Raw genomic sequence first — 5,314 nt, forward strand, 5'->3', positions numbered from 1 at the left:
CCTGTGTGTCTCTGGGCCCGACTCCGCCGGCCGCGGCGGGGGGGCGCCCCCCGGGGGCCCCGAAGGCTCAGACCCTCATCGGGCGAGGCCCAACGTCACTTGTTGATGCAGGTGTTGCCGAAGGCGGGGTTCAGCAGCCCGATCACCGAGATCGTGTTGCCGCAGACGTTCACCGGGACGTGCACCGGCACCTGGATGACGTTGCCGGAGACGACGCCCGGGGAGTGCACGGCGGCACCCTGGGCACCGGAGTCCGCAACGGCCAGGCCCGCGCCCGCGAGAACCAGCCCACCAGTGGCAGCCGCAGCGGCGACGACCTTCTTGATCATTATTCCTCCTTGTTGGCAAAAGCGATCCCATAGCCACGGACCGCAACACCAGTAACGAGGGACACGGATTAGGGCTACGACCTGATGAGCGCATTCACTCGTCCCGGTGATCGCCGCACAGGCGGACGAATAACCGCCGGATGCCGCCGGATGCCGCGGGGGCCGCTCAGGACGCGTCGATGAAGCGGTCCAGCACCCGCACGCCGAACTTCAGGCCCTCCACCGGTACCCGCTCGTCCACGCCGTGGAACATGCCCGCGAAGTCCAGCTCCGGCGGCAGTTTCAGCGGGGCAAAGCCGAAGCAGCGGATGCCGAGGTCGTCGAAGGACTTGGCGTCGGTGCCGCCGGAGAGCATGTAGGGCACCGCGCGGGCGATCGGGTCCTCGGCGCCGAGCGCGGTCTGCATGGCGTCGACGAGCTTGCCGTCGAAGTCGGTCTCCAGCGCCTTGTCGCCGTGCACGTCCTCGCGCCGGACGCGCGGGCCGAGGATGCGGTCGAGGTCGGCGAGGAACTCCTGCTCGTAGCCGGGCAGGAACCGGCCGTCGACATGGGCGGTGGCCTGGCCGGGGATGACATTGACCTTGTAGCCGGCGCCGAGCATGGTGGGCGCCGCCGAGTTGCGGAGGGTGGCGCCGACCATCTTGGCGATGCCGCCGAGCTTGGCGAGCGTCTCGTCCATGTTCTCGGGGTCGAGTTCGGTGCCGAGCGCGTCGGACAGCTCGTCCAGGAAGGACCGTACGGTCTTGGTGACGCGGACCGGCCAGGTGTGGCGGCCGAGGCGGCCGACGGCCTCGCACAGCTCGGTGATGGCGTTGTCGTCGTTGGTCATCGAGCCGTGGCCGGCCGTGCCGTCGACGGTGAGCCGCATCCAGTGCATGCCCTTCTGGGCGGTCTCCACCAGATACAGCCGCAGCTTCTCGTTGACGGTGAAGGAGAACCCGCCGACCTCGCCGATCCCCTCGGTGACCCCCTCGAACAGCTCGGGGTGCTTGTCGACCAGGAAGCGGGCGCCGTAGGTGCCGCCGGCCTCCTCGTCGGCGAGGAAGGCGAGCACGATGTCGCGCGGGGGCTTGCGCCCGGTGCGCAGCCGGTCGCGGACGACCGCGAGGGTCATCGCGTCCATGTCCTTCATGTCGACCGCGCCGCGGCCCCACACGCATCCGTCGGCGATCTCGCCGGAGAACGGGTCGTGGGTCCAGTCGGCCGCGTTGGCGGGCACGACGTCGGTGTGGCCGTGGATCAGGAGCGCGGGCCGGGACGGGTCCTCGCCCTCGATCCGGGCGACCGTGGAGGCGCGGCCCTTGTGGGACTCGAAGATCTTGGGTTCGAGCCCGACCTCGGCGAGCTTCTCGGCGACGTACTCGGCCGCCGCCCGCTCCCCCGGCCCGGAGTGGTCGCCGTAATTGCTGGTGTCGATCCGGATCAGTTCACGGCAGAGATCGACGACCTCGTCCTCGCCGGTGACGCCGCCCGCGGTGCCCGTCTGGCTCACGCTGTTCCTCCCGCTGTAGCTGCTGGCAGTCCCCCACATCCTCTCTCCCCGCGGCCCCGGCCCCAAGAGCGGTCCCGGTCCGTCACACGTCGTTCACGTGGCCGGGGGTGTGATCGGACACGCTCGAAAGCCTGGTAATGTTTACGTCGTCGCCGCGAGGGAAACCCCGCGCGAAAGACACCTTGTCCGGGTGGCGGAATGGCAGACGCGCTAGCTTGAGGTGCTAGTGCCCTTTATCGGGCGTGGGGGTTCAAGTCCCCCCTCGGACACCAGCTGAGACCCCTGTTCATCAGGGGTTTCTTGCATTTCCGGGCTGTGGCGTGACCGGCCACGTGACCGACAGCCGGGAGATTCCCCAGGTCAGGCCAGGATGGTGTCGGACGTTGACGGAGACCTCTACGGGGTTCTCTCCAGCCTCCGGAGAATTGGTCACCCACTGTGGCGCCAGTTGTTTATCTGGAAGTTGTCGGGGAGATGCAGACAGTTACGAAGGGTGCGCCACCATGCCGACGCCTTCTCCGGGTCCTGCGGTCCGCCCGCCTCGACCCGGTAGAGCTTGAAGCCGTCACGGGCGAACACAAGGTCATGGTCGGCCCACGCCGCCCCGAGGCGCTTCCGCTCGTCGTCCTGGCGCTGCTTCTGCCGCTTCAGAATTACGCGGTCGACGACGGAGCCACCAGTCGGGCCCGCTCGTAGAGATCGCGCGCGGTCGAGTTCTTGAGGTGTGGCTGAATTAGCCGGAACATTCCCCTGATGTGATTATCGACCTGCCCAGTTTGAATCGTTGGATAATCATCCAAAACCTTCCCCTATGTGGCACACGCTGCATCCAAGTGGCCGATTTCAAGTTGACGCTCGGCCAACATCGCACCGAAGCGCAAATCTCCCCGATGAGAGTCACATTTGGGATTGCGCAAACGCAAGCATAGCTGTAGTGAGTCCACACTACCGGCAACACCACCTAAGGCATATCTCACTTGTGCGGTGTGGTAAGCGAGTGTGGCAGCGTTATAGCCACCGAAAATTCCCCGTTGACTGTCTGCCTTGTTGAGGGCGGTTTCGGTTTCCTGGATGCTTCGGAGGGCGTTAGAGCGCTCGCCTGCAACCGCGTAGGAATGAGCCTGTTGACCTGCCATGAAAGCGACCACTCTATGGCCAGCCGTAGGGGATACCTCACTGGCCGCATTGGCCCAATCCACTGCTGTCTGACCATGGCCCAAATCTACTGATTGCACCGACATTCCACGCAAGATGCGGCAGTAGGTCAAGTAGTCACTACTGGAGCCCGCAAGCTCCAAGCCCTTAACGTAGTACCGCTGTGCTGTGCTGTGTGATCCTTCATCAACCGCCATCCAGCCTGTGAGATAGCACAGGAAAGATGCAGCGGACACCATTGCCTTTCGCACCTCGCCCGGGCGCGTCCGCCTTCATGTAGGGGGCTACGATATTAACTAGAAAGGCAGCAGCCATGGGACGCGCGTATCGCCCCCCGAATTCACCATCAAGGTCTGAAAGTCGATCCGTCATGGAAATGACGGTATTAACATCAGACATGCCGATGCGTTGCGCTTGACCAGTTTGGATCGCTTCCATACGGCCCACGACATCCCGCCAATTGGGAACGGCGAGAGCAACAGAAAACGGGCCCGCCCCTATAACGCTGCGTCGTGACGGGTCTATGTCGTCCCTTCCGAGATCAACTAGCCCTTCCACGGCGCCCGGGCAGACCTTCGAATTCCCTTTGGGCCCGGGAAAGCCCGCTTCGCTGTGTGTGACCGGACGGAGGAGCCTTCGAGCCAGGGCCTCCAGGATCAGGGGGCGGGTTCCCTCTCTCGGCATGTATCCCTTGAGCCACTGATGCGCGGATTGCTCACGGTATTTGACTGGGGTTCCCTGCTCAGTACCGATCTTGTTAACCGCCTGCGCGAACTGCCGCAGGTTCCACGCGGTCTCGCGGTACAGGCGCGCAAGTGGCTCGTTCGGCTCCCGCGTCACGGACTGTCAACTCCTCGTGCTGAGTAACCGTTTGAGGCTTTTGAAAGCAAGTGCCGGCTCAACGGCACCCCCTTGCGTGACGGGTCGGTTACCTAGAGCGAGCGGGGCGATGGCGATCCGGCTGCACCCCTACCGCCGGATCACGGACGTAACTCCATAGACCCCGTTGCCGGTAGCCAGAACTTCCAGCGAGGGGAAGGGGCCCCGACCTGTGCCCCCCCCCGTAACGCATGGGTCGGGGCCCGCGCATCCCCCACCGACAAGGAAGCCAGATGAGTGCCAAACTCCCCGATGGCTGGACGTACTTCCAGTCAGCGCCGGGTAGCCAAGAACCCTCGCGTTGGTACGCGACGCCCCCGTACAGCGCAAGCGTGTTCGCACTGCGCGAGAAGTACGGGGCCAGCCGTTCAAGCGACCCGGCGTGGAATCTCGCGCACACCGTGGATGCGCCGACCTGGACCAAGTTATGCGCCGAGGCGGCCGAGCAAGTGGCGCTTCACCAGAGCCTCATGGAGCGCGAGTCATGACGGCCCCCGCGAAGCGTGCGAGTACCCGTCTGAGCGGGCTGCCGGACCCGGAGCCGGTCAGCCTCAGCGACACCCCGGCAGAGCCCCAGACGGCCGTCCAGGCGCCTTGGTGGGAGGAGTACGGCGGACGGCTCGACCCGGCATCTGGCATGATCTCGTTCCCCCCTGTCGCACTCCCGCCGTGCCCGGTGCCCAACTGCCCTGACTGCAACCGGAACAGGGAGGCGACATGACCGCCCGGTGCAAAGCAGTGGTCGTTGTCGACCCTGACGTTCTCGCCAGCGCGGCCCAGCTTGAGTGCGCGTTCTCAGACCCTGATTGGGCGGACGCCGACGCGTTGCAGTGCCAGATGGGCGACGTGCCACACGTGTTCCATGCAGCCTTTCTCCGGGACGGCGCACAGCGCGAACCGTGCTCGGACGTGTTCCTGCGCTGGCATCAGGAGATGCCCGGCCAGTGGGCCGAGGATCTCGCTGTGTGCCTGAGTAGTAAGACCCCTACCGGCGACGTGTGCACGCTCTTCCGTGACCACCAGGGCCCGTGCGAGTGGCAGCAAATCGACCCATTCGACATGGCATTACAGGCGCACGCCGACCAACTGATTCAAGAGTGGCAGCACGGCGGGCCGAGCGACAGCCTCGCTAAGTGGCTCGCGCGCATGGGGGCGGGCACCGATGCTGCTTGATCTCCGTACCTGCCAACGGCCCCTTCGAGGGTGGGGGTAATGGTCACCAAAGGCATGATCGGCCAGCGCGTCACTGATGGCCGGCGCACAGGCGTACTCATGGAGATTGACTCCCGATGGGGCGACCCTGGCAAGCTCCCCGAGGAGCGCAGGGAGACCCCTACAGCGTTCGTGCGGCCCGAGGGCGGCGGACGTGAGTGGACCGCCCCGCCGGACCGGCTGAACGCCGTATGAGCCGCCCAGGCCCCCCGGTGGCCGGGGGGGGGGGGCGCGCGCGCGCGGGGGC

At 65.7% G+C, this 5,314-nt stretch carries 6 protein-coding genes, 1 tRNA gene and 1 pseudogene; 4 read left to right on the forward strand and 4 right to left on the reverse strand.

Annotated elements, in window-relative coordinates; genetic code table 11:
- Window positions 1-95 precede the first annotated feature (95 nt).
- Both chpH and ACFXAZ_RS17735 read right to left on the reverse strand, forming a co-directional pair.
- Window positions 96-329 carry a chaplin ChpH gene (gene chpH, locus ACFXAZ_RS17730; protein ID WP_019066065.1) on the reverse strand — a complete coding sequence of 78 codons (234 nt, stop codon included), beginning with the start codon at window positions 327-329 and terminating at the stop codon, window positions 96-98.
- Window positions 330-495: 166 nt separating this feature from the next.
- A complete protein-coding gene (locus tag ACFXAZ_RS17735) occupies window positions 496-1,821 on the reverse strand; it encodes a M20/M25/M40 family metallo-hydrolase (RefSeq protein WP_384591401.1) in 1,326 nt (441 codons plus the stop codon).
- Window positions 1,822-2,005: 184 nt separating this feature from the next.
- Here ACFXAZ_RS17735 and ACFXAZ_RS17740 point away from each other — a divergent pair.
- A tRNA-Leu gene (locus ACFXAZ_RS17740) sits at window positions 2,006-2,093 on the forward strand.
- 157 nt (window positions 2,094-2,250) lie between these two features.
- Here ACFXAZ_RS17740 and ACFXAZ_RS17745 read toward each other — a convergent pair.
- Window positions 2,251-2,400, reverse strand: coding sequence for a hypothetical protein (locus tag ACFXAZ_RS17745; protein WP_384591404.1), 150 nt, complete (start codon window positions 2,398-2,400; stop codon window positions 2,251-2,253).
- 74 nt (window positions 2,401-2,474) lie between these two features.
- Window positions 2,475-3,816, reverse strand: a pseudogene (locus tag ACFXAZ_RS17750) (tetratricopeptide repeat protein).
- 272 nt (window positions 3,817-4,088) lie between these two features.
- Here ACFXAZ_RS17750 and ACFXAZ_RS17755 point away from each other — a divergent pair.
- The 3 genes from ACFXAZ_RS17755 to ACFXAZ_RS17765 all read left to right on the forward strand — a co-directional run bounded on the left by ACFXAZ_RS17755 (window position 4,089) and on the right by ACFXAZ_RS17765 (window position 5,262).
- Window positions 4,089-4,343 carry a hypothetical protein gene (locus tag ACFXAZ_RS17755; protein ID WP_384591407.1) on the forward strand — a complete coding sequence of 85 codons (255 nt, stop codon included), beginning with the start codon at window positions 4,089-4,091 and terminating at the stop codon, window positions 4,341-4,343.
- A gap of 229 nt (window positions 4,344-4,572) precedes the next feature.
- Complete coding sequence (locus ACFXAZ_RS17760; protein ID WP_384591410.1) at window positions 4,573-5,028, forward strand: hypothetical protein; 456 nt, start codon at window positions 4,573-4,575, stop codon at window positions 5,026-5,028.
- 99 nt (window positions 5,029-5,127) lie between these two features.
- A complete protein-coding gene (locus ACFXAZ_RS17765) occupies window positions 5,128-5,262 on the forward strand; it encodes a hypothetical protein (RefSeq protein WP_384591413.1) in 135 nt (44 codons plus the stop codon).
- Window positions 5,263-5,314 lie beyond the last annotated feature (52 nt).

This window comes from Streptomyces sp. NPDC059477, from assembly GCF_042749375.1.
Taxonomy (GTDB): domain Bacteria; phylum Actinomycetota; class Actinomycetes; order Streptomycetales; family Streptomycetaceae; genus Streptomyces.